Source organism: Kitasatospora cystarginea (assembly GCF_039533515.1).
Classification (GTDB): domain Bacteria; phylum Actinomycetota; class Actinomycetes; order Streptomycetales; family Streptomycetaceae; genus Kitasatospora; species Kitasatospora cystarginea.
The window spans coordinates 1-23,591 of record NZ_BAAATR010000065.1 but is presented as its reverse complement, the minus strand read 5'-3'; the positions used below and the strand labels follow the sequence as shown (position 1 = coordinate 23,591).

The following is a 23,591-nucleotide window of genomic DNA, read 5'->3' as shown; positions in this document are numbered from 1 at the left end:
GCGCAGTTCATGCACGCGCGGGACACCGTAGGCACCCCTGGAAGCGAGGTGGATCACGCTGATCTCGGCCGCGAGGAGTTCCTCCTCGCGCAGGCGGGCCCGGCGGGCGGCCTCGCCGGCCCGCCAGGCGTAGAACGACGACCGGGGGATCCCCAGGACGGCGCGGATCCGCTTGACGCCCCAGGCGTCGTGGTGATCATCAACGAAACGGAAAAGGATCACCGTGTCGTCTCGGTCGCGAAATAGGCGGCCGCCTTGCGCAGGATCTCGGGTGAGCTCCTCGCGTTCGGCGCTCGTCAGCTCGCCCGGCCGGCCCTCACCCCGGTCGGCCCTGTCCTGCTTGACCCAGCCCCGCAGCCCCTCCGGACTGACCCCCAGTTCCCGGGCGATCTCGGTGACGTTCCGATGCGGCGAGGACCGGACGAGCGCGACCGCGTCCCGCTTGAACTCCGCCGTGTACCGCTTGGCCATGTTGCTCTTGATTCCCACCTGGTACTGCTTCCTCCGAGCTTGCATCGCCCAGTCTCCAGGTGTCCAACCTCAAGGGGAAACTTCCTGGGTGAGCTCCGCTCGGCTGGCGGCCAACGTTGCTAGGAGCCGGGCACTTGGACTACGGCGAAGCCACTTGAGGACCGAACTGGGCAGTGGCCCGGTGGTGAGAGCTTGAGCCAGCGGCACGAGAACGGGAGCGATCTGGCCGTCCTCGCCGGCGAGTAGGTGGTGCACGCGGTCGGTGGCCACGCACCGCGCGCAGCACCCGTCCACGATGAGGTTCTCCGGGGAACCACACCGGCGACAGGAGAAGTCGATGTCCGCGCCGCAGCACGGACCGAGGCTCCACCCCCGTTGTCGCCGCTGCCGACCAGGACGCGGGTGACACCACAGCGTACGCAGGGCCCGGGCTTGCGCCGACGCCTGCCGTAGCAGGAGGAGCACAGGGGGCCGATCGGCCAGCGGACCTTGGGCTCCCTCGCCCGTCCGCAGTCAGCGCACGGAACCGAGGGCCGGGGGCGGCAGGCATTGCATTGGAAGGCTCCGGCCGCTTTGCGGCTGCCGTCGCGCAAACGTCCGCAGATGGTGCAGAGTCCCTCGACGGTGTAGCAGCGATGGCACAGCCCGGGTTCGCCGTTCTCACCCCGCTTGGCGAGCTGCCTGAACTGGCCGCACTTGCCGCAGAGCTTGGGCGGGGCGGTGTAGCAGCGGGAGCACAGTGGCCCCTCCGAGGAGTTGGCATGGACCGGGCTCATGGTTCCGCAGCGGATGCACTCCTGGTCAAGGAACCCTGAGCAGGGGCGGCACAAAGGTCCAGATCCGCACCGGAATGCCCTCGCGGGTGACGGCCAGCCCGATCACGATCTGCGGCAGGTCCTTGCGGTGGTCCTTGGAGTGCCCGTACCGGCGAAGCGCGCCGTCGCCATCGTCGGCCTCGTCCCGTTCGAAGTAGGTACTGGTGGTGTCGAAGAAGATCAGGTCGACCTCGAGGTCGAGGAGGTTCGCGGCGGCGAAGAACACCGCTTCCTGCACGGCGGCTTGGGTCCCCTCGTCCACCAGCAGGTCCATGGCCCGATAGGCGTGTTGCTCGGCGAGTTCCTCGATGCCGGGCACCACCGCGTCCTTGCCGGCCCACTCGGCGGCGGCCCGCTTGGAGCTCGGGGCGACAGCACGGTTGGCGACCAGCGCGAACAGGGCACGTTCCACATCGGTGCGGAACTGGCGCGCGTCCAGTACCTTCGCGAGCGCCTGGTCGATGCCCAGCAGCTTCCACAGGCCGTCCAGCAGCCACACTGTTCCGATCGGCCGGGAGGACTGAACCGCCAGCGGGCCGCCTTCCAGACCCAGCGGCGCGGCCACATCCTCGTCCCCGTCACCGAGATAGCGGTTGAGAGAGTCGACCAGCCTCCGCAGGGAGTCGAGGTCGAGCTTGTCCTCCCGACCCAGGTTGAGGAGCACCTCGGCCTGCGTCGTGCCGCCGATCCGCCGGTTCGTCGCCAGCTGCACATAGCGCACCACGCTGCCGTCCCGGTTCCGACGTTGCGTCTTCCGCACGTACATGCCCGCAGGATGCGACAAAACCCCAGTTCATGGCGGCTGAATCAGCAAATACACATGTCCGCACCCCAGATCTGCTCTAGACCACTCAGATCGCGCTGACCAGCGAAGACAAGCGATCAGACCCGGTCGTGTGCCCGCAGACTGTCGAAGCCGGGGGAGCGGACGGGGAGGCTGCAGCTGTGAGCAGGGCACTGGCCGCGGGGCTGGAGGGAGCCAGTTGGCCGGCCGGGGTGCCTGCCTGAACTGTCAGGTCAATCAGATCCATCGTTGCCGAGTGTCTCCCACCGCCGCCCGGCCTGGTGCTGACCGGCCTAGCCGGGCGGGGGCACGGCGAGGAGATCGATCTCGCCGATGAACCCCTGCACGGATTGTCCCAGCCTGCGTCCGATGCCCGCCACCACGAGTCGTATACGTGGCACCTATGAGTCGGAGTGGAACTAGAGGGCCGAGGTGTTCGTCTCCTGGTGACATGAGTGACAACACGTTAGGACGGCGCGGACTCCTTCGGACTGCAGTTGCGGGGGCCGCCTTCCTGCCGGTGGTCGGCGCCGCGTCCACTGCCGCGGCGGGCGAGCCGCACCGGACGGGCGGCGGCAGCGAGACGGTGTTCCGCTGGCTCGGGAACAGTGGCTGGCGGATCGAGGGCAACGGGAAGACGGTGCTGTTCGACCCGTACATCACGCGGTTCCCGACCAACGGATTCGATGCGAGTACCCGGCTCACTGTCGACACCGACCTGGTCGACCAGCACATCGGCAAGCCGGATCTCATCCTGGTCAGCCACAGCCACTGGGACCACTTCAACGACGTCCCCCACATTGCCAAGACCAAGAGGGTCCCCGTCGTCGGGACCGCGACCACCTGCTACCTGCTCCAGGCGATGGGCGTGGACCCCGCACAGCTGATCACGGTCAAGGGCGGCGAGGTCCTCGACTTCGGCGGGTACACCGTCGAGGTGGTGGCGAGTCTGCACAGCCGTAACGCCAAGCACAACTATTGGGCGCCCGGCACGCTGACGGGCCCGCCGGTCAAGGCGCCGGAGACGATCGGCGAACTCCCGGAAGGCGACACACTGGCCTTCCAGATCCGCCTCGGCGACGGACCGTCGACCCTTCTGACGGGCGCCAGCGACTTCGTGGAGCGCAACCTCGCCGGACTGAGGCCCGACATCGCGATGATCGCCGTCGAGAGCACCGCCCGCACCACGTACCGGTACGTACCACGACTCCTCAAGGCCCTCGATTACCCGCGCACCGTAGTCCCTGTGCACTGGGACAACTTCGAGACGCCGCTTACCGGTCCGGCTGTCCAAGGGAGCAAGGTGGACCTGGACGGACTCGTCACACAGGTCCGCGAACTCTCCCCACGCACCAACCTGGTCCGCCCGGAACACCTAACGCCCTTGCGACTGCGCGCATAGCGATCAGCTCGCGTCGGACAGGGACGTGCCCGCCGATGAAACCGTTCGCCGGCGGGCTGGCTCTGTTCACGTGAAGTAGCAGCGATTGGTCAGCGGTTTGGGCAGCAGTTAGCGATCTTGAGTGCTGCGGATGTTCACCAGAAATGACGTCACCCGACGACTGAGGTGGTCTCCGGGAGGCGGGATGATGGTGGCCAGTTCAGATTCTCCGCGCGCGGCCAGTTGGCGGGGAGTCATCTGGCCGCGGATGTCACAACGCGTAGTCGTCAACGGAGTCGGTGTCCGGCTACGGCTGTCGGTCGCCCGGCCGGCTACGCGAGGCTTCCACCGGGAAGTGGATCGGGCTGAGCAGGTACTGCGCACGCTCGGGGCGGGGGGAGTTGGCCAGCCTCGGCGCGATGGCCGCACGTAGCTCGACGATCAGCTCCGCCAGTTCCGCCGGGCTGAGCCAGAGGGCATGCTGCCGGTAGCCCACCTGGTCGGCCACGGGGTCTGTCTCCTCTCGGTCGAGGTAGGCATTGAACTCGGCCAGCAGGGCGGTCATCGCGGTGGTAAACGCCTGCCGATGGTCTTCGGGGGTGAGCGTGCGGAGCTCCTCGACCCCGATGACGGCCCGGTCCTGGCACAGCCGGTAGTGCCGTTCCACCGCCCCACGCACCCTGTGTTCCTCGGCCACCTCCAGGATCCCGCCGCTCACCAGCAGATCGATGTGCCGGTAGACGGTGGCCTTGGAGGCTTCCGGGATACGCGCGCACAGCTGAGCGGTGGTCAGCAGCCGTCCACCGCCCATCGCATGCACAATCCGCAGCCGGATGGGGTGGGCGAACAGTCTCAGGGAGTCCATGCCCAAACCTTCTCACAACTGCTACCTTTCTCAAGCATGAGAACGAATAGGGATGGGGTACTGGAGGTGGCGCGCGGCTTCGCCGCGCTGCTGCGGGCTGAGCACTTCGACCAGACCGTGGAGCTCTTCGCGCCTCCACTGCGGGCTGCGGTCTCCTCTGAGGCGCTGCGGCTGGCCTGGGCGGCCGAGGCTGCCGGGCACGGCGGGATCCAGGCGGTCCAGGAGCCGGAGATCGAAACCGGCGAAGCGGACCCGGTCCGAGTGCGCATCGCGATCACCTGCGCCGACGGCAGCTTCACCGTGGTCACATCGGTCGGTGACGACGGCCTGCTGCACGGGCTACGACTCGATCCGCACGATGGCGCCGTGTGGCAGCCGCCGCACTACACGCAGCAGGACCGCTTCACCGAACGGGAAGTCCTGCTCGGGACGGGGCCACTCGCCGTGCCCGGCACGCTCACCCTCCCCGACGGCCCCGGCCCGTGGCCCGCCGCGGTCCTGCTCGCCGGCGGCGGGCCCTTCGACCGGGACGAGACCAGCGGCCCGAACAAACCGCTCAAGGACCTCGCCTGGGGACTCGCCTCCCGTCAGGTGGCCACGCTGCGCTTCGACAAGCCGACCTTCGCCCACCCGGACCGCGTTCCCTCCGACTTCACCATGGCCGACGAGTACCTGCCTCCCGCGCTCGCCGCCGTCCAACTGCTGCGGCAGCACCCCGAGGTGGACCCCGACCGGATCCATCTGCTCGGCCACAGCATGGGCGGCAAGGTGGCGCCTCGGATCGCCGCCGCCGATCCGTCGATCGCGGGCCTCGTGCTGCTCGCTGCGGACGCGCAGCCGATGCACGATGCGGCCGTCCGGGTGGCCCGCCACCTCGCGGCCCTCGCCCCCGGCCCGAGTGCCGACCAGGCGGTGGCCTCGCTCGCCCGCAAGGCCGAGCTGGTGGCAGGACCTGAACTCACCCCCGACACACCGCCGGAACTTCTGCCCCTAGGCCTCTCCGCCGCCTACTGGCTCGACCTGCGCGCCTACGACCCGCCGACCACGGCGGCCGCACTGGCCCGCCCGATGCTGATCCTGCAGGGTGGGCGGGACTACCAGGTCACCGTCACCGACGACCTGGCGCTCTGGCGGCGGGCCCTTGCGCACCGGCCCGGGGTGAGGATCCGAATCCACCAAGACCTCAACCACCTCTTCTTCCCCGGCAGTGGCGATCCCACCCCAGCCGACTACGCCAAGCCAGGACATGTCGCCCTGGCGGTGGTGGACGAGATCGTGACCTGGCTGGCGCTGCCGTAGGAGAGAACGGAGCCCCGCCCAGACCAATGCCATTCATCCTCCAGCAGTCGCCCTCGGTCACATCCGTAACTGGCCGTCCGTGGGGGAATTCCTGGCAGCCGCTGTCAGCGGGATGCTGGTTTTGCGCCTCGGCGGTGATCAGAGCTGGTGCGCGATCCGTTGGCCTGAGGCGCCGTGCAGCAGAGCGACATGGCGACGCTGTTCTTCTCCTCGCGCTCGGTGAGGACCTGGAAGAGCAGTTCGGCGCCGCGGCGGTCGAGTCTGAGTTCTGAGAGCGCTCGGGTGCTTGCTTCGGGACCGTGATTGTGCTCCTGCCCAAAGTTCTGCCCGGGAGACCGTCAGAGGCCGGCCTCGGTGATGATGCCGTCCATCCGTGCCCTTGGCAGCACGGGGTTGGCCGCAGCGTCCTCGGCGCCCGTGGGCTCGGGGTCCGCCAGTAGTCGCTCCAGCAGGTCCGCGCTGACGTTGGGATGCCGGGCCACTCCCGCGCGCAGGAACGACTCCGTGCAGTCCCCGATTCGCCGCAGCTCCGCATCGGGCAGCTCGGGGTCCTCCAGAGCGAGGAGGCGCACCCTCGGGTCCGGCTCGTCCACGAAGCCTCGCAGCTCCTGACGTGGGAAGTTGGGGTGATCCACCAGTAGGGGCCTGACGTGGGAGCGCTCGCCGTGGGCTCGGATCAGTCGCAGCAGGACCTCTGGCGGTGTGTCGGGTCGGTGGGCGGCGGCGCGGCGGACGGACACGTCCAGGTCGTTGTCCAGCCTCTGCCAGGCTGCCTCCGGCAGGTCCCGGCCGGTTGCCAGGATCTGCCGGAACACCGTGTGCGGGCAGTCGAGGTAGGTCAGCCGTTCGGCTAGGGGCGCATCTCGCAGCCAGCTCGGCTTGTAGGGCGTCCAGTGGAGAGCGAGAGCGGCGTCGTCGCTGCCGGCGGCGTCCTCGGCCTCCACCAGTGCGAGCAGCCGTCCCGGGTCTCGGGGGTTACGTGGCGGCTGTAGGCCACCGCGACGCGCACGGACGGGTCCGTGCTGTCCTGCAGGCGGGCCACCATGTCGGCCGTCAGGCGCGGGTTGCCGACCACGGCGTGCAGTACCGTCTCGTCCCCGGTTGCCAGCAGCCGGTCGAACTGCTCGAGCGTCAGCGGGATACGACACGCGAGGTTGGCTCGCACAGCCGGATCGGCGAGACAGTGCTCGTAGTACTCCGGAGGGACACCCGGGTCATTGGCCTCGCTGGCTGCGGCCCGCACCCCCGGGTCCGGGTCCGTCAGCAGCGCCAACTGTACGACGATCGGCCGCTCCCGCCAGCTCTGCGCGACCATCGCGCGCAGCTTGGGATCGGAGCTGGCCGCGAGTTCCTCCGGCGGCCGGCCGTAGGCTTCGACCAGGTCCTCGATGCCCGTCCGTACCTCGCGCTCCACCATGGTCCGAACGAAGTCCGCATGGGCATCGCGGATCGCCGGGTCGGGATGCCCGGCGATCCGGTGGCGCATCGTCGAGGAAACCCGCTTTCTGTGCAAGAGCACCGCCGAATCCCCGCCGCCATGCGTCAGCAAGGCCTCGACCACCGCGTCCGGCAGCTGCCCCCTGCGCAACGACAGCCCGTGCCGGCCCGCCTCGTGCGCGGCCAGACGCACCAGGACATCCGGCGACGCGGCCGGGTTTCGTCCCAGCCCGGACAACTGCGGCTCCTTGAGATGGACCATGCGTCCACGCTAGCCAAGCCGCCGCAACGGCCTTCACCCGGCCGACTTGTGCCGCCGGCCTCCGACACGCCCACACACTGTTAGTGGTGCTCTCGGTTCTCGCCGACATCTCCTGGGGACTCGATCCAGAACTGATGCCAGAACTCGCCGACATCCGCTCTCCGATTTCACCTACACAGCCACCTGGTGCTGGGTCAGTGATCCCTCACCTCACCTCCAAGTCGCCCGGGCGAACGGTGTAGCCGCCGTCGACGACCGGTGCGAAGGGCGCCGGTGCCATACCGGTGCCCACCACCGGCTGCACGGGCTTTCCGTTGGCGTCCACATCGAGGTTGACGACGCCCCAGGAGAAGCCGAGGCGGTCCTTGGCGTGGCCGTGTCCCTGGGAGATGCTCAGGCCGACCCGCTGGCCGACCGGCATCGCATCCGACTTGGTGATGACGGCGGTCAGGGTGGCGACGTGGTCCCCGGTCACCAGGCAGTCGACCGCGGCGTCGGCGGTGCCCACCTCACCGGTCTCGGCTTTGCGGTGGGTGAAGTGGATGGTGCCGCGCGCGTCGGTCGGCAGGCCGTCCTTGAGCTGGGGATCGTCAGGAAAGCGCCGGGTGTACGGGGCCGCCTGGGCGTCGACGGTGAACCGGATCTCGTCGTCGGGCCGGAAGGCGTAGAAGATCCGCGCCGACCCGGTGACGCTCGCCAGCCGAACGGGGTGGTCCTTGGCGGGCGCCGCGGAGCCGGCGGCGGAAGCCGGGGTGACGGTGGCCAGCGTCGCGAACGCGAGGCCGACGGCGGCGACGGTGGCGGCGGCGCGGGGCTTGATGCCGCGGACCATTGGGGGGCTCCCTTCGTTGACGGCGGCCCTGGTGGCCGCCGTTCGGTGCCCCATCAGCCTCGCCGTCACCGGGCTATCCGCGCCATGTGCCGATCGGCACGTAGATCGCCCGAAGGCGGGCGAGGCTGTGCCCATCGGCACAACCCGCGCGGCGGACTTCAGCGGGGCCAATGCCCGCGAGCTCGAGGACGCCGGGGTGGGGCCGGCCCGGCCCCACCGAGCTCGCCCGCCGGTCAGAGGTTCTGCAGGTACGCCCGCTGGACGGTGCGGGCGGCCTGCTCGGGGGTGTCGTGCAGCATCGCCTCCTGGGTGGCCTGGTCGCCGATGAAGTAGTTCTCGTACACCGCCACCCACCGGTCGCCGATACCGGGCAAGTCGCGCTCGACCCAACCGACCTGGTGGCCCTCGCCGCGCACCAGGAACACGTTCGGGTTGACGGTCCAGCCGGCCAGTAGTCACCAAACACCCGATAGTCCAGACCGATGCCCACGTCCGTGTCCGGCAGGCCGCGCAGCCGGGGGTCGGCGGGGACGGTGACTTCGGCGACCGGTGGCTTCGGAGTCTTGGGCACGGCCGCCGGTGCGGGGCCGGACACAGTCTGCTGGGCCAGACGGAGGTCGACCAATTCGCGCAGCCTGGCACCGTCGCCGGTCGGGGCGGCGGTTTGTCCCCGGGGGGGGAACAGGCTCGGCGGCGTCGGCCGTGGCGGCGGGCGCCGTTTCCCCCCGAGGAACAACGGGTTCCGGGCGGACCTGTTCGGCGGCCGGAACGACGGCCGCAGGCGGGGTCGTTTCTCCTCGGGGCGCAGCGGTGGCCGGTTCAGTGTCGGCCTGGGCGCGGCGGGGCGCGGGCAGTGCGGCTAGCCTGCGGTCGGATCGGTATCCGGCCCGGCCTCTGTTTCCCCTCGGGGTGAAACGACGGGGCCAGGGGAGGTCTCGCCGGGCGCGGGCGCCTGGATGGGGTGGGCGTCCAGCAGCCGCTCGGCAAGCTCGCGATGGTGGATGGTCAGGGCGTGGGCGGCGTGCAGGAGCTCGTCTAGGGCTTGGCGGGCAAGGGCAGGGTCGCCGTGGCGGGCCGCGTGGTCGAGCTGGCGTAGGAAGCGCACGTCGTGCTGGCGCAGCTTCTCGCCGAGTTCCAGCAGCTCGGTCGCCTCGGTGCTCGCGCTGAGGTCGGAGGGCAGCGGAGTTTCGCCTCGGGGAGTTTCGGCAGCTGCGGCGAGCGCCTTCTCCTGCCGCTTCCGCTCCCTCGCCGGCCGGATGACTTCCGGCGGCGCCTTGAGTGAAGACGGCCGCAACGTCCACGCTTGACACGCCTGCGTCCTCCCGGCCGGTCAAACTCGCCTGGCAATCGGTCAAGATCACCTGTAAGAGGACACCCAGCCGGGCGGACCGCCTGCCCGAACACAGGTGACACAGCCTGTCTGTGAATCGCTCCCACCTGGGGAAATGGCCGGTCAATGACAACCCCCACAGGTATGAAGGCCGCCGGGTTCGGGCGGCTGCTGGCCGAGGCACGGCGGCTGACCGGCGCGCTGCGCGAGTCGGTGGAGCAGGTGCGCACCGCCGTCCTGGTGCTGGCCGAGCGGGTGCGCGCGCACGGCTCCGGTCGCGCATTACCGCTCGTAGACCACTTCGGGGAAGCGCGGCGACGGGCCGTCCAGGAGGTGGTCGTCGTGGCCGCGCAGCCAGCGGTCGAGGAACGACGAGACGTAGGAGCGGGTGGCCAGGACCGCGCGGTCGGGGCGAACGTCGCCGACGTCGTCGGTCAGCGTCGTCGAGGCGACGGCGCCCTGGCGGGCGAGCTGGGGCAGCAGGGACTGCGCGTCGGTGTAGGAGCCATGGCGGGAGCCGGTCAGGGTCACGTCGGCGTGCCAGCCCGTGCTGTGCTGCCACAGGGCGTCCCAGCCGGGCTGCTGGTGGTAGCTGCCGGAGCCGGACTCCTGGGTGCCCATGAGCAGGAAGGGCCGGGTCAGGCCGTCCTCGGCGACGGTGGGCAGGGGCAGCTGGACTCCGGTGCCGTCCGGGCCGGAGAAGTGCAGCTGGCCGTCGAGGTTGACGCCGACCTTGAGGCGCGGATCGTCGTGCATGGTCTGCAGGGCCGTGGAGCCGCCCCCGGAGTGGCCGACCATGCCGATCCGATCGAGGTCGAGCAAGGCGGCGAGGCCGGCCGGCAGCTGCGCGTCGTGGCGCAGCCCGGCGAGTTGGTCCAGGACGAAGCGGGTGTCGTCGACCCGGGTCTGCAGCGTCTTGCGCAGGAGGGCGCCCATGTCGAGGCCGGGCCGGGCCATCAGCGCGGGGAAGACGGAGGTGGCGAGGTCCCCGTCGGGGAAGGCGACCTCGGAGGCGTCGTAGGTGTGGTCGACGGTGACGACCACGTAGCCGCGGGAGGCGAGGTCCTCCACCAGGGCGGTGCCCCAGGTGCGCGGGTCGCCGAAGCCCGCCGAGTACAGCACGACGGGCCGCTTGCCGCCGGGGAGGGCGGGCGCGTCGGCGCGGGCGTGGGTGCGGATGCCTGCCCAGTCGGTGCGGCCGGGCTCGAAGCCGTTCTCGCGCTGGCCCCAGCTCCCGGCGTTGCCGAAGTGGTCAGCGGCGGCGGGGACCATGTACGGCGCGCGGTCGTTGCCGGTGGCGGGCCGGGTGGTCGGGTACCAGAAGCTGATCATCAGCTTGCGGTGCTGCCCGGGCTTCCAGGGGTCGTCCCGGGGGTCGTCCGTGAGCTGCAGGGACGTCGTGCCGATCGGGTACAAGCCGGTGGGCTGCGGAAGCCAGGCCCTGGCCTGCTGCTCGGTGCCCCGTCCCGGCGCCGCCACCGCCGCCACCGCCGCGCCCGGTGCGCCGATCACGCCCAGTGTCGCCGTCGCCGCCAGCAGTGCCGCCGCCACGGCCCGTCCTCGCCTGTTCATCGCCGTTCCCCCTCGTTCGGTTCCGTGTTCGCCTTGGACACGGGCGACGGTACGGGCGAGGAGGGGCGGAAACCGTCATACCGGGGTGCCAAGTCCTCTGTAGGACCCCGGTATGACGGCGTTCGGCGCCACAGGTACTTCTTCACCGCAGCCTGACCAGTTGCTTCCAGCCCACGTCGTCGGCGGTCCCGACGGCCGGCCCCTCCACTACCGGATGGGGCAGACTGCCCGTCATGACAGCACCTGAGCATGGGGCCGCATCCGCATATGGCTCGCTGCCCACGTTCGGCCAGACTCAGCCGGGCCGATGACCGATGGCGCGCGCCTGGACGCGTTCGAGGCGGACCTCGGCCCGCCGTTGCCGGCCGACCTGCGGGCATGGTGGCTGCTGCCCCTTCCTGGACGCAACAGCAGACCTCTGGTGCGGTGAACCCGAGGACGGTCCCCGCGGGTGGGGACCACACAGCACCGCCCGGGAAAAACGCTGGTACGAGGACACGTGACCGGACGCTGCCCCCGACACTCCGCCGTCATCGACGAGTCCCCAACGAGCATCGACTGATCGAACTGCGTTGAGACAGATCTCCGTCCGTCAAACTTTGGTGAGACTGGTCAAACTTCGCTGCGACGGGTCACCAGTGTCCTGTGACAGATGATCTTGACCGTTTGCCAAGCGATCTTGACAGCCGGACTATCGGCGGCAGATCCAGTAGCTGTCGCGGGCTGGGTGCCAGCGTCGCTCACCGGTGGGGCGAGTCACCACGACGTCGCCGTCCTCGTACGAGACCCGGTCGCCCGCCACGACGAACACTGGCCTGTCCAGTCCGACGCGGAAGTCGGACTGGAGCAGGAACTCGCTGAGCAGCAGCATCCGCGGCATTGGGGTAACCCCGTCGAAATTCACGCGCATGAGCCGAGCATCCCGGAGGATCCGGTGCGGCCGCGACAGGTTTCCGGACACGGAGCGGGCAGGCTCTGGTCAAGATCAGGTGGTAGAAATCTGCTGGTCGTCAAGATCCTTTGGCAAACGGTCGAGATCGCCTGTCAGGGGACAACCTTTCCAGTCTCAACGGACTTTGACCGCGACCTCCACCAGCAGGAGCGGGTACGGATCGGTGTCAGAACGGTGGCTCGTTGGAGTAGGTGCCGCCTCAGGGGTCGGGGGCCGGAGCGACGCTTGGCCGGACCTGGAGGACACGGACGGCATCCTTGATGCGGCCGAGGTCGATGAGATGGTGGGCCAGGACGGTGTTGTTGGAACCGGGGTGCTGTTCGAGGACAGCGACGGCCTCCTCGATGCAGCCGGCCTCGGCAAGCAGGTGTGAGAGGGACCAGGCCGCGTACCAGGTGCCGCCTTCGGGGTGCGCCCGGGCCTGCTCGATCGCTTCGTCGCGTAGGCCGCAGTCGGCCATGAGCGGCAGCCGTATTTGGAAGAAGTCCCACTCCTCCTCACCGTCACGCCGCTCCTTGAGGGCGTCGAGGTAGGCCAGAGCTTCCTGAGCACGGCCGTGCTCGGCATACAGGGTGCACAGCGCGTCAACGACGCAGTCGTCCGCGCCGCCCGGGGAGTCCGCCAGGGCGCGCACCACCGCGATCGCCTCGTCGACGCGACCGTGCCGGACCAGCAGCTGGGACAGTAGATGGGCAACGCGCCACATGCCGTGGGGCTTTTCGGCGAAGGTCCGGTAGACGGCGGTCGCTCCCTCCTCATCGCCGCGTGCCTCCAGTACCTCGGCCAGACTCCGCGCGGCGTGCCCGTGGTACTCGGAGTCGGTGTACGCGCGCAGTTCCTCAATCCGTCCATGCCTGGCCAGCAGGTCGGCCAGCGCGTCCCGGCCATTAACGGACGTAACCTCCCGGCGGCGCAGCAGGGCGATCGCCTCGTCGACGTGGCCTTGCCGTTCCCGGACGGTGGCAAGCAGGTCGAAGGCGTTGGACGGCTCCAGGCGGAGCCGGTGGCAGTCGGGGTCGTCGCAGGCCGGGACCGCGGCCTCGATCCGGGCTTCCAGCAGCGCCGCAACTTCCTCGTCCTGGCCTGCGGCGTCGGCGACGTCGACCAGGGCCTGGGCGAGGAACCAGTCCTCAACGCCGGGCCGCAGCAGCGCGAGCGCCTCGGCGGCCCGGCCGTGGCGGGCCAGCAGACGCGCGAAGAAGTCCAGGACCAGCCGGTCGCCGGCCTGCGTGTAGGGGCGGGACAGCTCGATCGCCTCCTGCGCCCTACCCCAATCCTCCAGCAGCTCGGCTCGGGCCTGGACGGCCGGCCACCAGCCCGTCGCGATGTACGGACCGAGCACGTCCAGCGCCTGCTCGTACTGCTGCCGGTCGCCGAGCAGCCGTGCCCACTCCAGCGCGCAGAACCACTCCCCACGCCTGGCCTGGAACTCCACTTCCCGCTCGTGGCCAAGCTCCACAAGCCGGGTCACCAGCGATGAAGGAATGCAGCCCGACAAGGTCCGGGCCCGGTAATCAAGATCAGCAGCGTCCACGGCCCCGCACCCTAGCCGCCACCCCTGACACCAGAGACCGGACAACGGCGGTCAAACTTCGATGAGACAAACCGCCGTCAGTCAAACTTCGCTGAGACTCGCCAAACTTCGGTGAGACGGGTCACAACCAGCCGGTAGTCGGCAGGTGTCCCAACCCTGTCCCAGCACCAGCGCAAAACGCTCCCACCAGGCGAAACGGCCTGGGACCGTCTCAGATCCGTCCCAGCAAAACGCCCGAACCGGACACCCTGGGACGCAGCTGGGACAGGGCTGGGACGCCGCCAGCCTCAGCCTGGCGAACCGGCCGACGTTCACCCCTGACCTGTGGCACGCGATCTTGACCGTTTGCCAGCAGATCTTGACCGACGCCGGGCACCGGGTGCTTCCGGGGTTAGCGCCAATCTCGTGCGCCTGGCCGACGGGCGGTGCCACGGCAGCCGACCAGGACCTTGCCGCCCGCGGTGCTGGAGCCGGAACGCGAACGGCTCTGGTCGCTGCTGGAACTCCAGGAGCTCCTGGACGAGTGAATCGTGGCAGAACCGGCCGCACGACGGACTGCGTGACCCTGCCCACCCGAGCCGGATGTTCCCCACCGACAAGCTATCGACCGCGCCGATTACTGCTGAGCGATCAGCTCCCACCGGACTGAGGCAGGCCTCAGTTTGCGTCGCTCGGGGTCCAGCGGGTAGCGAGCATGGTGAAGCCCTGCTGGTCGTCTCCGGACTTTGCTGTGATCTTGAACCACACCACCGACTTCTTCGCGGTGATGAGGCAGTAGGCGGAGTTGACCTTGAGGGCGGCAGCGCTCATCTTGTTCGGCCGGGTGTTGCGGTTGGCGTCGTTCTGGCACTGGTCCGGCCCGGGTTCCTGCGTCTGCGAGGTTCCCCACTGCCGCGTCGAGGTGAGGACGCTGTCCTGCTCGCCCGACAGCGGACACGCCGCCTGGACGATGAGATCGTCGGTGAGGAACTCGGCCTCGCTGTGACCGCGTCCCTGGTCGAAGTTGACTGCCCCGGTCAGGCACTGCTCGGCCGCCGGCAGGGTGATGGAGGTGTCCTGGTACTTCACCGTCCAGCCTGCCCCACTGGGCGTCGGGAAGGCGGCCGGAGAGGGCGTTGTCGCACTGCCCGACATCGGGGCCGGGACGCCCGCCGAGGTCGCGCTTGAGGCCGGGTCCGGGTTCGCGGCGGGGGTGGTACTGCTACTGACCGCCGCCCCACCCGCGAAGTGCACGGCGAGCGACAATCCGGCCACCATCACCACGGTACCGAAGACCCCCAAGGCCACCCGCATCCCGCGGCCGGTCTCGCGCGGCGGGGCCGTCGTGATGAAGTTATTGACCTGAGTGTCATTGCTGCCGGTCTGCGCTGCGGTGGACCCCTCGAAGGTATTGTCGGACACCCCGCCCACGGGCTCGCTCATGCCTTCGGTCCGAAGTGGTTCTCCTGCCGGCTGTGGTCGCCGGTCTGGACGGCGGTCGGACCCATGAACGTGTTCCCGCTCATCACGTTCGCACCCCCGACCGAGCCGCCAGCCGCCTGGATCTTCGCCACCGCCTCCCGCAGCGCCTTGGCGAACTCCGGGTCCTGCTCAACCGCGTCTTCCACAGCGAGCGTGACCCACTGCCGGGTGCGGTCGCTGAGCGCCTGCTGGCCGGCCTCGGCCTCATTCGCCAGACGCACCAGCGAACCGTCATGCCCAAGCTTGCCGCTGACCACTTCATGCAGCCGGTCCATCGCCGCGTCCAGTCCGGCATCCACCTCCGCGTCCGCCCGCCCAGCCACCCGCCGCGCCTTCCGGACCGCCCACGCGAACAGGTACCCGACCACGATCTCTACGCCGGCCATCACTCCCCCAGCCTCAGAACTGACATCACATCAGACCGTACTATCCAGCCAGTCCCGGCCGCAGGCCCAATGCCTCATCCGACAGCCACAATGACGCGGCCGAGCAGACGGGGCCGCGCCGATGGCTGTCCCCCGATCCGATCACTCGTCGCCAGCTACTGGCGCAGCAGCGAGGCGGGGTTGAGGTCGAGGTGGAAGGGGGCGTCCAGGTCGCTAGTCTCGCCGACCTGGACCAGGCGGCCGCCGACACCGGGCACTGGACCGGGCCTGGCGGGTGCGGTCCAGCCGGAACCAGGTGGGCACCTGAGCGATCACCATCCCGGCAGCCCCAACCACGCCAAGGTCGACCCGAGGGCGTTCGTCAACTACCTCCGCCGCGCACCGGCCTGGCTGCTCACCGCGCTGCACCCGCCTGGGGCAAACCGCATATAGCCCGCACGGGAGGCGAGGTGACTGGTGGATGGGTTGGAGTCGTCCAGCCAGTCGTCCGGGGTGACAGGTCAGCCCGAGGCGCTCAGGGGGCGCCCGCCTCGTGCCACCAGGCGAGGACGTTGAAGTCAGGGGCTGTCGCCGACCCAGTCCCAACGGCGCTGCACGCGGGGTTCGTAATGAGCTTGGCCGCCGGGACCGTACCGGCCGCTCTCGGTGCGCAGCGCGGCGCCGTCGGCGAGCTGTTCGTCGTCCCAGCCGGTGACATCCAGGAGGAGGCCGTAGAGCGGGCCGCCGCGCAGCCCCCGGTACTCGTGGCCGGGCTGCGGGCCGGGGTCGGGGTCGTCGGGGTCGGCCCCGCCTCATTGCCAATGCCCGCCAGGATCCCAGCCGTCACCGACATCGGGCGCAGCATGGAGAGGAGGAGGCAGGCCATGCCGAACGCGATCGCCAAGCTGTCGATCAGCTTCTCGCTGGTTTCTGTGCCTGTGGCCGTGTTCGCCGCGACTGGGCCGGGCCGGCACGAGGTGCCGCTGCACTTGATCCATGGCGGCGACTGTGGCGCCAGAATCCGCCAGCCGAGGGTGTGCGAGGTCCACGGCGAGGTGCCCGCGGGCGACATCGCCCACGGCTACGAGGCACCGGACGGGCGCATCGTGGTGCTCACGCGGGACGACCTCACCGACCTGCCGCCCGCCACCACCAAGGAGATCCGTGTCCTCGGCTTCCTGGACGCCGCCAGGGTGGATCCGATCGCCTACGACCGTGCGTACTATCTGGCACCCTCCATGCCGGCCGGCAAGCGCCCGTACGCCCTGCTATGCCAGGCCATGCGGGAGGCGAATCAGGTCGGCGTCGCCCGCGTCGCGCTGCACACCAAGGAGAGCCTGGCTGTGCTGCGGGCACGGGACGCCGTGTCGGGTGGTCGACGCGCTGGCGGCGTTCGACGGCTGACGGGGCGTCCACTCGGACCTTGACCATGCCCGGTCGCGACCGGCCGCCATCGGCCCACGTCGCTCACCACTGGGAACGGCGGAAGTCGCCCGGGGCGCAGCCGACTTCGCGGGTGAAGAGCTTGCCGAAGTCGGTGGCCTCGGTGAAGCCGAGCGTGCGGCCGATCGCGGCCACGGGCAGGTCGGTGTGAGCGAGCAGCCGCTGCGTCTGCAGCCCTGCCCGCCTCGCGCTGGTAGCCGCCACGGACGGTCTGCGAGTTGGTGATGGGGTCACGACGCCGGCGGGCGTGATGCCGCCGCTGGCCCCGACGACCGCGGCGACAGCCTGCGCGCGGTCCACCGCTCCGGCGGTGACCGCGCGGCCGTAGCCCGTGATGTCCTGGACAGGTGCCATGGCACCATCCTCTCGCAGTGCGCCGACGCCGGCAGTGCGGACGAGTGACCTCAGTCATACCGCTGCAGGGGCGAGTCTGCCCGGAAGGGCCGTCGCATACTGCCGCGACGACCGGCCCGACCAGTCGCCTGGCTCGCCTGCTGGTCCATCTGCGATACGAGGAGCGGTAGTTGGCCGGTCGGAGAGGTCGCCCCGTCCACTCCGGGTCGGATCGACGTGAGCCGTGGTCGCCCGGCCCGCGCGCGCTCCACCACCCGCCGGTCGGCGGGTGGTGGCCCCGCCGGGCGGTGCCGGTCCTGTCGGCCATGTGTGAAGATCCTGGGGTCTCGGGGGGATTTCTCATGTTCGTCTCATCAATGCCAGTGCAACGTCCGTCGGTGCGGCCGCGACGCGGGAAACTGACTGTCAATCAAATAGCTGGCGTGTCCGTCCTCCTGGGGCTCCGACGGTTCCTTCCAGGAGATGGCGACTAAGTTGCACACGAGAGTCCCAAGAGGCCGCCCGGGTTGGGTGCGCCGCACGATGGCCCGGGCGCTGACGGCCACTGCGTTCGCTACGGCCACGGCGATGACGATGTCGGTGGCGCACGCGGTGCCCGAGAAGCCGGTCGCGCCGCGTGACGGCGGGCAGCAGCTGCCCGCATATGCGGTCAACGGCGAGTTGGTCCACTACAACTTCCAGTGGAGCGACGACAACTCGGACAAGAACTCGATGGCCAGGTGGTCGACCCCGAACACCATCGAGGGTGGGCCGCGAGGGCTCCACCACAACGGTGCGTACGTCGACCGGGCCCAGAACTGGTCGATCTGGGGCAATCCGCGCGCTACCCCGGACGGCCGGACGCTGCGGCTGGACGGCAGCAACCAGTACGTGTCGGTCCCGCTGACGCTGCACGACGACCAGTCGTTCACGGTGTCCAGCTGGGTGCAACTGACCCAGACCGGCAAGTCCTACTCGGTCATCGCCCAGGACGGCAGCCGGGTGTCCGGCTTCTACCTGAAGGTGAACCCGGACGGCAGGCCGGTGTTCGGCATGCCGCGCGGCGACTCGGAGAACGCCGGTTGGGACACGGCGAACGGCCCGGACCTGGTCGCGCAGGCCAACCCGGGGGCCATGAAGCCCAATTGGACGCACCTGACCGGTGTGTACGACGCGCAGGCCGCCGAGGTCCGGCTGTACGTGAACGGTGTCCTCACCGGCCGCGCCCCGCACACCTCGACCTGGCAGGCAGGCGGTGAGATCGAGCTGGGCCGGGACATGTGGGCCGGCAAGCCCGGCGACTACCTCCCCGGCGGGATGGCCGACGTCCGGATCTGGCAGCGGGCGCTGCCCGACATCGAGGCCGCGAACGTGGCGATCCCGGACGGGCAGGTCCGTGACGACCACTGCTCGCTGGGGAACTCGCTGCACGTCGGTGGCCCGAAGGTCAAGGCACTGACCGCCAAGGCGCTGACCAGCTCGATCGCCGATTCCCGTTTCGCGGCGCTGAGCGCCTGGGGCTACGGCCCGGTCGCCCTCGCCAAGATCGACGATGAGGGCGACCAGCGGACGGCAACCAGGCGCAGGACGCCCGGACGGCGGCCTGGGCCGCCGTGACCAAGCCGTTCGGGGACGGCATCTTCGGCGACGACTACAACACCTTCCTGAACTCGCCCGGTTACGGCCAGGCAATGCGCAACTTCCTGCTGGACGACGGCAAGCGCAACTGGGCCGGACCGGCCGTCGCGAAGCCGTCCCAGGCAACCCTGGACCGTGCGCTGGCGATCCTGAAGGACCGTCAGGACAAGGCCGACAACTCCTGGCACTGGTACGGCGCCAACGGGGTGATCATAACCGCGGACCTGCTGAAGGGGATGTCCGCGTACCAGATCGCCAGGTTCATCCGCTTCGGCGGCTACCCGACGGTGGCCCCGGCGAAGGACTCGGTCGAGTTCCGGATGGAGGTCGAGGACCTCAAGACCCAGTGGGCCGGCTGCGACGGCTCCGACCCGCTGGACCCGACCCACGTGCTGGACGACGTGGTGGCCACCGCCAGCGCCGAGTGGCAGGCCGAGCAGGCCGCCCAGGCCGACCAGCGCGCCGCCATCGTGGCCGCCGACATCCAGGCGTACCAGGACGTCCGGACCGCCTCGGACGCGCTGGTCGAGGCCTCCGGGCAGGCGTACATCGTCAGCCGGATGCTGTTCTTCCAGAAGTTCTGGCAGGGACAGCCGAAGAGCAACATCTTCTACCCGAAGCCCGATCAGTTCACCAAGGCCACCGCCGCGATGGCGGACGCCAAGAAGGTGATCGCCGCCCAGCTGGCCATTGCCCAGAAGGCCGCCGCCTCGGCCAAGACCCAGGCGGACAGCGCGAGCGCCGCCGAGTCCGACGCCGGGAAGATCGCCGGCGGCAACGGCACGCCGTACGGCCGTGGACTGACCTACGCGCAGCAGTCGGCCCAGGTCACCAAGGCCTCGGCCGCCGCCGCGCAGTCCGCGAGCAAGGCGATCGAGACCACGCTGAACGCCGTCTCGGCCGGCCAGGCAGACAGCAAGGCGCTGTACGCCCTCGGCGACACCCAGACCCACGCCACCCAGGCCGAGTTCCAGCGCGCCGCCGCCCAGGAGGCCGCCGACCAGGCGCACAACGCCGCCGCCGCGGCCGCCGCTCAGGCAGACCAGGCGGGCCAGGCCGCCGCCAGGGCCAAGGCCGACAAGGACAAGGCCCAGCAGGCCGAGCAGACCGCGAAGGCCGCTGCCGCAGACGCCGCCGCCAAGCGGGTCGTCGCCGAGCAGGAGCGGGCCAACGCGGCCGCCGCCCGTCAGCAGGCCGACGCCCAGCGGGCCGCCGCACAGGCGGCCGAGGCCAAGGCCCAGCAGCAGCAGGCCGCTGCCCAGGCGGCGTCGAACACCGCGCAGACCGCGGAGCAGGCGGCGTCCGACAAGTCGAACGCCGCCCGTGACGCCGAGGCACAGGCGGCCGTCCTGCGGGACGCCGCCGTCGACGCCGAGCAGCACCGGGATGCGGCACTGTCCCGGCAGAAGGCGCTGGAGGCCGCCGCGCAGGCGGCCCAGGGCACCACCGACGCGACCGAGACGCGGCAGGCCGCCGACGCGGCCAAGGCCGCCGCCGGGCAGGCGACCGACGCGGCCGCAGGTGCCCGTACGGCCGCCGACCACGCCGGGCAGAGCGCGATCGACGCCCGTACCTCCGCCACCCAGGCGACCGGTGCAGCGCAGCGGTCCCGGGCGGCCGCCGACGCCGTCCAGGCCGACGCGGCGACCAGCAGCGCGGCCGCCGCGACGGCGCACGCGGCGGCCGCCGACGCGATAGCCGCCTCCGAGCAGGCCGCGCAGAACGTCAAGAACGCCGACGCGCAGGCGCACGTCGCGGCGGCCAACGCGGTCGCCGCCCGGAAGGCCGCGACCATCGGCCAGATCGAGGCGGATCACGCCGCGGCGGACAGTGCCCGGGCCACCGGGCAGGCGTTCGCCTCCGCACAGGCGGCGAGCGCGGCACGGGACGCGGCGAACGCCGCGATCGACGCCGGCAACAGTGCCGTCGCCCTGGGCACCCCCTTCCGGGAGACCGACTCCTCTGCGGGCCTCGCCGTCCTGGTCGGCCAGGACAGCAAGACCATCGCCCAGCAGCAGGCCGACGCCGCGAAGGCCCGGGCCGACGAGGCCGCGCGGGCGGCCAAGGCCGCGCAGGCCGCCGCCGACAAGGCCCAGGCCGATGCCAAGGCCGCCGCGCAGCTCGCGGCCAACGCCGCCGCCGACACGGTGGCCGCATTCCAGTCCGTCGCACGGGCACGGGACTTCGCCGCCCAGGCGGCGAGCGACGCCGCCGCGACCAGGACAGCGGAGACGAACACCACCCAGTACGACATGCAGGCCAACAGCGACGCCCTCACCTCGGCGCTGGCGGCCAACGGCGCCCAGAACGACGCCATGGCCGCCCGCGCGGCGGCCACCGACGCCGAGAAGGACGCCGCCACGGCCCGTACGGCGGCCACCACCGCCGAGGGCAACGCGGCCACCGCCCGTAGCTCGGCCGCCACGGCGGACCAGCAGGCCACCGCCGCCGAACAGGCCGCCGCCAACGCCCAGTCCAGCGCCCAGCAGGCCGACCAGGCGGCACAGCGCGCCGAGGACCAGGAGCGCAAGGACCAGCAGGCCGCCCTCGCCGCCATGGTCACCTCGCCGCCCACCCCGGTGGCGGACCTGACCACGGACGAGACGACGTCGCTCAGCGGCGACTGCGGCGCCGACTGCGTCGAGCAGTACAACCAGGCGCAGAAGCTGGCCGGCGAGGACGTCATCGACTGGGTCAAGGAGAACGGCGGGCAGATCCTGCTCGACGTGCTCGGTGTCACCGACGCGAAGAAGTGCTTCGCCTCGTTCGACATCGAGAGCTGCCTGTGGACGGCCGTCAACGTCGCGAGCTTCATCGAGATCGCGGGCAAGATCCCGGCCGTCAGCCGGGCCATCGTCCGGATCACCGAGGGGATCTCGAAGTTCCTGGAGGAGGTCAGGGGCGCCAAGGCCACCCTGCAGCGACTGCGTCAGATGATGGACGCGGCCAAGGCGGGCGAGTGCCTGATCGACGCGGCGTCGGCTGCCGCCGTCCCGGCAGGTGCTGCCGCGTTCAGCGCAGGCGGGGCCGGTGCCCGGCACGCGTCGGCGATGGCGCCCAGGGCCAAGAAGTCGAAGTTCTGCGGCATCAAGTGGGTGGCCGTCCTGCACGACGACTTCTGCGCCAAGGGCATGCACATCAACCTCAAGAACGGCGCCGAGGTGAGCCTGTTCACCATCGCGGACGAGATCGTCGGCAAGGTCGGCCGACCGGCCAAGCGGGATGCCACCGACGCCGAGATCAAGGCCACGATCGAGGAGATCAAGGCCAACAAGGGCTACCAGTCCGACATCCTCAGGGTCGGAGCGGACGCCATCAAGCAGTTCAACACCCCGGGGAAGAAGAAGGGCACCTGGGGTGCGGACTGGAGCTGCGGAACCAACCGCGCGGTGGAGATTCAGCTACTGCTCGACGCGGTGCGCAAGCTGTGACCGGATTCACCGGGTAATCGGCTGACCGGGCGGTGCGGCTTTCCGATGCCGGAAAGCCGCACCGCCTTTCGGTGAATCAGATCCTCCGGGAAATCGGGTGATGCCGGTGTGGCATCATGACCGTATGGAGATGCTGAGCATGTTGACCGTGCTGACGGAATTCGGCGCAACCGGGTCGATCGCCGGAATGCGTCCGCTGGCCTCCTTCCCGGAGGTGACCGCAGTGCTCGGCCCGCCCGAGAAGTCCGGCCGGATCTCGGACGACCAGCCCTGGCCGCAGTGGTTCCAGTACGGCGACATGTCGGTCGAGGTGTGCCGGTGCCGGATCATCAACCGGGTCTCCGTCCGGACCTGGTACGAGAGTGTCAGAATTCCCACCGGCCGGCCCGGTGAATTCCACACCTTCGAGGCCGCGCCCACCTGTCCGCAACTCTCGGCCGCCTTCTCCGCCGCCGGTGTTCCCTGGCAGCGGGTCAAGCAGACTCACAGCCTCCCGCAGTTCACCATCGAGACCGATATTGCGGGCCTGCCGGGGGTGACGGTCGCTTTCACTTTCACTACTGGCGAAACCCCGGATGCGCCGCCGCTCCACAGCGCCCACGCGGTGGAATTCGCCCACGAGTGCCCCGAGGATTCGGCGCCTGTTCCGGGGTGACCGGCTACGCTGTCAGCCTGGATCCACCGACCGGTGACTGGCTGACGGTGCCCTCGCGTCGGCTGGACAACGGCCGGCCAGGGGTGTGGAGCTTGCGGTGCCCGTCGACGGCTGCATCGAGGACGGCATCCTGTGAGGCATCGGTGAGGCTGTAAACCAGCGGCTGCGCCCACGAGATGGCCCACTGCACACTCTCAGGCCAGTCTTGTCCTCGGCCGAAGGTTTCGGCCAGCGCGGCGGGGAGCTGCTGCCCAAATACCGCAGTGATGTCATGCGTCATGGGATTAAGGGAAGCCAGGTCAAGGTCGAGCGAGGACTGCGGCACGCCATTGTCGGCCAGTAGTCAGACAAGCGTCGGGCCGGGAGGCCGGACGTCGGCGGGATCACACCGCGACCCCGTCGGGGACCGGCAGTGCTCCGGGCTCCGCCGCCGGAACGCCGACCCGGCCGTTCTCGTCCGGCAGTAGCAGCTCGGCCGTTCGTGGGCGCGACGCGCTCCCCCGCTCGCCCGCACCGTCACCCGACGATGCAACAGCTGACCGTACCCGTCACCAAGCCCGGACCAGGCCGCCGTGGTGATCTCCAGGCGTAGCCGGGCGCCGCCGGGCCATGGGCCGTGGGAGAGGAGGACGGATCCGGTGCGGCGTAGGTGTGCGGCCAGGCGGGTGGTGGTGCGGGGCTGCAGCCAGGTGGGAGGTCGGATTAGGAGGACGGAGCAGACCGGGGCGAGG

At 70.2% G+C, this 23,591-nt stretch carries 20 protein-coding genes and 3 pseudogenes; 6 read left to right on the top strand and 17 right to left on the bottom strand.

What is annotated here, in order from left to right:
• Together ABD369_RS37670 and ABD369_RS37665 are read right to left on the bottom strand one after the other, a co-directional pair.
• A partial coding sequence (locus ABD369_RS37670) for a transposase (RefSeq protein ID WP_344641158.1) occupies positions 1 to 489 on the bottom strand: 489 nt, incomplete at its 3' end.
• An 810-nt stretch (positions 490 to 1,299) separates the two neighbouring features.
• Positions 1,300 to 2,052 (bottom strand): annotated as a pseudogene (locus ABD369_RS37665) (IS1634 family transposase); the annotation flags it as partial.
• A gap of 469 nt (positions 2,053 to 2,521) precedes the next feature.
• On the opposite strand from ABD369_RS37665, the gene ABD369_RS37660 reads away from it, so the two are divergent.
• A complete protein-coding gene (locus ABD369_RS37660; protein ID WP_344641156.1) occupies positions 2,522 to 3,472 on the top strand; it encodes an MBL fold metallo-hydrolase in 951 nt (316 codons plus the stop codon).
• A 286-nt stretch (positions 3,473 to 3,758) separates the two neighbouring features.
• Here ABD369_RS37660 and ABD369_RS37655 read toward each other — a convergent pair whose 3' ends face one another.
• The gene (locus ABD369_RS37655) at positions 3,759 to 4,316 is read right to left on the bottom strand and encodes a helix-turn-helix domain-containing protein (protein WP_344641155.1); all 558 of its coding nucleotides are present in this window, start codon (positions 4,314 to 4,316) and stop codon (positions 3,759 to 3,761) included.
• A 36-nt stretch (positions 4,317 to 4,352) separates the two neighbouring features.
• On the opposite strand from ABD369_RS37655, the gene ABD369_RS37650 reads away from it, so the two are divergent.
• Positions 4,353 to 5,615 carry an alpha/beta hydrolase family protein gene (locus ABD369_RS37650; RefSeq protein ID WP_344641154.1) on the top strand — a complete coding sequence of 421 codons (1,263 nt, stop codon included), beginning with the start codon at positions 4,353 to 4,355 and terminating at the stop codon, positions 5,613 to 5,615.
• Positions 5,616 to 5,800: 185 nt separating this feature from the next.
• On the opposite strand, the pseudogene ABD369_RS41400 reads toward ABD369_RS37650, so the two are convergent.
• From ABD369_RS41400 to ABD369_RS37595, 12 genes and pseudogenes are all read right to left on the bottom strand, one after another.
• A pseudogene (locus ABD369_RS41400) lies at positions 5,801 to 5,890 on the bottom strand (IS21-like element helper ATPase IstB); the annotation flags it as partial.
• 63 nt (positions 5,891 to 5,953) lie between these two features.
• Complete coding sequence (locus ABD369_RS37645; protein WP_344641153.1) at positions 5,954 to 6,559, bottom strand: hypothetical protein; 606 nt, start codon at positions 6,557 to 6,559, stop codon at positions 5,954 to 5,956.
• Positions 6,466 to 7,314 carry a hypothetical protein gene (locus ABD369_RS37640; RefSeq protein ID WP_344641152.1) on the bottom strand — a complete coding sequence of 283 codons (849 nt, stop codon included), beginning with the start codon at positions 7,312 to 7,314 and terminating at the stop codon, positions 6,466 to 6,468. The genes ABD369_RS37645 and ABD369_RS37640 overlap by 94 nt, the downstream gene beginning before the upstream one ends.
• A 205-nt stretch (positions 7,315 to 7,519) precedes the next feature.
• Positions 7,520 to 8,146 (bottom strand): hypothetical protein, encoded by a 627-nt coding sequence (locus tag ABD369_RS37635; protein ID WP_344641151.1) that lies wholly within the window; start codon positions 8,144 to 8,146, stop codon positions 7,520 to 7,522.
• A gap of 233 nt (positions 8,147 to 8,379) precedes the next feature.
• Positions 8,380 to 8,571 (bottom strand): hypothetical protein, encoded by a 192-nt coding sequence (locus ABD369_RS37630; protein ID WP_344641150.1) that lies wholly within the window; start codon positions 8,569 to 8,571, stop codon positions 8,380 to 8,382.
• Positions 8,572 to 9,005: 434 nt separating this feature from the next.
• The gene (locus ABD369_RS37625; protein WP_344641149.1) at positions 9,006 to 9,440 is read right to left on the bottom strand and encodes a hypothetical protein; all 435 of its coding nucleotides are present in this window, start codon (positions 9,438 to 9,440) and stop codon (positions 9,006 to 9,008) included.
• Positions 9,441 to 9,758: 318 nt separating this feature from the next.
• A complete protein-coding gene (locus ABD369_RS37620; RefSeq protein ID WP_344641148.1) occupies positions 9,759 to 11,048 on the bottom strand; it encodes an alpha/beta hydrolase family protein in 1,290 nt (429 codons plus the stop codon).
• Positions 11,049 to 11,739: 691 nt separating this feature from the next.
• Positions 11,740 to 11,919, bottom strand: coding sequence for a hypothetical protein (locus ABD369_RS37615; protein WP_344641147.1), 180 nt, complete (start codon positions 11,917 to 11,919; stop codon positions 11,740 to 11,742).
• Positions 11,920 to 12,199: 280 nt separating this feature from the next.
• Positions 12,200 to 13,459 (bottom strand): tetratricopeptide repeat protein, encoded by a 1,260-nt coding sequence (locus tag ABD369_RS37610; protein WP_344641146.1) that lies wholly within the window; start codon positions 13,457 to 13,459, stop codon positions 12,200 to 12,202.
• Positions 13,460 to 14,191: 732 nt separating this feature from the next.
• Positions 14,192 to 14,956 carry a hypothetical protein gene (locus tag ABD369_RS37605; protein WP_344641145.1) on the bottom strand — a complete coding sequence of 255 codons (765 nt, stop codon included), beginning with the start codon at positions 14,954 to 14,956 and terminating at the stop codon, positions 14,192 to 14,194.
• Entirely contained in the window at positions 14,953 to 15,381 is a 429-nt protein-coding gene (locus tag ABD369_RS37600; protein WP_344641144.1) for a hypothetical protein, read from the bottom strand. Before ABD369_RS37600 ends, ABD369_RS37605 begins: the two co-directional genes overlap by 4 nt.
• A 557-nt stretch (positions 15,382 to 15,938) precedes the next feature.
• Positions 15,939 to 16,169, bottom strand: a pseudogene (locus tag ABD369_RS37595) (hypothetical protein); the annotation flags it as partial.
• 12 nt (positions 16,170 to 16,181) lie between these two features.
• Between ABD369_RS37595 and ku the strand changes: the two are divergent.
• Complete coding sequence (gene ku, locus ABD369_RS37590) at positions 16,182 to 16,787, top strand: non-homologous end joining protein Ku (RefSeq protein ID WP_344641159.1); 606 nt, start codon at positions 16,182 to 16,184, stop codon at positions 16,785 to 16,787.
• A 40-nt stretch (positions 16,788 to 16,827) separates the two neighbouring features.
• On the opposite strand, the gene ABD369_RS41395 is transcribed toward ku, so the two are convergent.
• A complete protein-coding gene (locus ABD369_RS41395; RefSeq protein WP_425557864.1) occupies positions 16,828 to 17,157 on the bottom strand; it encodes a helix-turn-helix domain-containing protein in 330 nt (109 codons plus the stop codon).
• 567 nt (positions 17,158 to 17,724) lie between these two features.
• On the opposite strand from ABD369_RS41395, the gene ABD369_RS37580 reads away from it, so the two are divergent.
• The 3 genes from ABD369_RS37580 to ABD369_RS37570 all read left to right on the top strand — a co-directional run bounded on the left by ABD369_RS37580 (position 17,725) and on the right by ABD369_RS37570 (position 22,860).
• Positions 17,725 to 18,753, top strand: a complete 1,029-nt coding sequence (locus ABD369_RS37580; protein WP_344641143.1) for a LamG domain-containing protein — start codon at positions 17,725 to 17,727, stop codon at positions 18,751 to 18,753.
• Positions 18,750 to 22,205, top strand: coding sequence for a hypothetical protein (locus ABD369_RS37575; protein WP_344641142.1), 3,456 nt, complete (start codon positions 18,750 to 18,752; stop codon positions 22,203 to 22,205). Before ABD369_RS37580 ends, ABD369_RS37575 begins: the two co-directional genes overlap by 4 nt.
• Before the next feature lie 124 nt (positions 22,206 to 22,329).
• A complete protein-coding gene (locus ABD369_RS37570; RefSeq protein ID WP_344641141.1) occupies positions 22,330 to 22,860 on the top strand; it encodes a hypothetical protein in 531 nt (176 codons plus the stop codon).
• Positions 22,861 to 22,864: 4 nt separating this feature from the next.
• Here the strand turns inward: ABD369_RS37570 and ABD369_RS37565 are convergent, their stop codons facing one another.
• Positions 22,865 to 23,140, bottom strand: coding sequence for a hypothetical protein (locus ABD369_RS37565; protein WP_344641140.1), 276 nt, complete (start codon positions 23,138 to 23,140; stop codon positions 22,865 to 22,867).
• Positions 23,141 to 23,591 lie beyond the last annotated feature (451 nt).